General features: G+C 64.3%; 2 protein-coding genes and 1 pseudogene. All 3 read right to left on the reverse strand.

Features of this window, described 5'->3' with window-relative positions:
- Nucleotides 1–335, reverse strand: a pseudogene (locus EN939_RS34685) (DNA-processing protein DprA); the annotation flags it as partial.
- 17 nt (nucleotides 336–352) lie between these two features.
- Nucleotides 353–940, reverse strand: a complete 588-nt coding sequence (plsY, locus tag EN939_RS34690) for a glycerol-3-phosphate 1-O-acyltransferase PlsY (RefSeq protein ID WP_127271878.1) — start codon at nucleotides 938–940, stop codon at nucleotides 353–355.
- Nucleotides 941–997: 57 nt separating this feature from the next.
- Nucleotides 998–1,277 (reverse strand): amidohydrolase family protein (locus EN939_RS34695; protein WP_164751533.1); only part of this gene is annotated, 280 nt, incomplete at its 5' end.

Consider the following 1,277-nt stretch of genomic DNA (forward strand, 5'->3'; position numbering starts at 1 on the left):
GCGTTGCCCTTTACCGCCAGCAGCGGCGGCGGATGGTCCATGTTGCGCAATAGGGGTGGATAGTCTGTTTCACCGATCCCGACAAAGCGGGCGCCGGCCTTTCCGGCTAATTCCAGTTCGGCCTCGGCTTCGGCAATGGAAGGGATGCGAGCGATCCGGATGGCGCCGCCTGAAATCATCAGTTCCGGCAATATCTCCAGCGCCGCCTCGGCCGAACCGAAACGGTTGATGAGGTCGCGAAAGGATGCGGGGCCGACATTCTTGGTGCGGATCAGCCGCAGCCAGCTCAGCCGCTGCCGGTCGCTGAGACGCGGCCCGGCGGCCGGCCCACTCACCACGGCGGCAGGCTCGCTCACCCCTTGGCTCCGATCTTGCCCTCGGTGCCGGCAAGCAGGCGCGAAATGTTTTCCCGGTGCTTGATGAAAACGATGATGCTCATCACCACGAACAAGGCCGCATTCTGCGGTGCGCTCAGGACATAGAGGGCGATCGGCACGATGACCGCCGCCGTCAGCGCCGCCAGCGAGGAATAACGGAACAGGAAAGCCATCACCAGCCAGGCGACGGCAAAGATCAGCGCCACCTGCCAGGCAAGGCCGATCAGCACGCCGAGATAGGTGGCGACGCCCTTGCCGCCCTTGAAACCGAGCCAGACCGGGAAGAGATGACCGAGAAAGGCGCCGAGACCGGCCCAGATCGCCAGGTCAGGCGCGAAATGGCCGGCTATCAGCACGGCGACCGTGCCCTTCAGCGCGTCGAGCAGCAGCGTCGCGGCGGCAAGGGCCTTATTGCCGGTGCGCAGAACATTGGTGGCGCCGATATTGCCGGAGCCGATCTTGCGCACATCGCCAAGGCCGGCCGCGCGGGTGAGCAGGAGCCCGAACGGAATCGAGCCAAGCAGATAGCCGAACACCAGCGCTGGGATGAGGCTGTAAGTCATTGTTTCCCCCGCATTTCCCCCTGACGAGCCGGATCACGCGCGGTGCGCCGTGGCCGTTCAGGCGGAAAACACTGTGCGGCCCGCAACCAGCGTTTGCAAGACCTTGCCTTGCAGTCGCGCGCCTTCGAAACAGGTGTTTTTCGAGCGCGAACGAATACCGCTTTCGCTGACGATCCAGGGTTCGTCGAGATCGACAAGCGCAAGATCGGCGACAGCACCCGGCTTCAGCGTGCCGCCGGGCAGGCCGAACAGTTTTGCGGGAGCGGTGGACAGGGTTTCGATCAGCCGGAGCAACGGCACATCGCCATTGTGATAGAGCCGCAATGCCGCGCCCAGC

The organism is Mesorhizobium sp. M7A.F.Ca.CA.002.05.1.1, from assembly GCF_003998335.1.
In the GTDB taxonomy this organism is placed as follows: Bacteria; Pseudomonadota; Alphaproteobacteria; order Rhizobiales; family Rhizobiaceae; genus Mesorhizobium.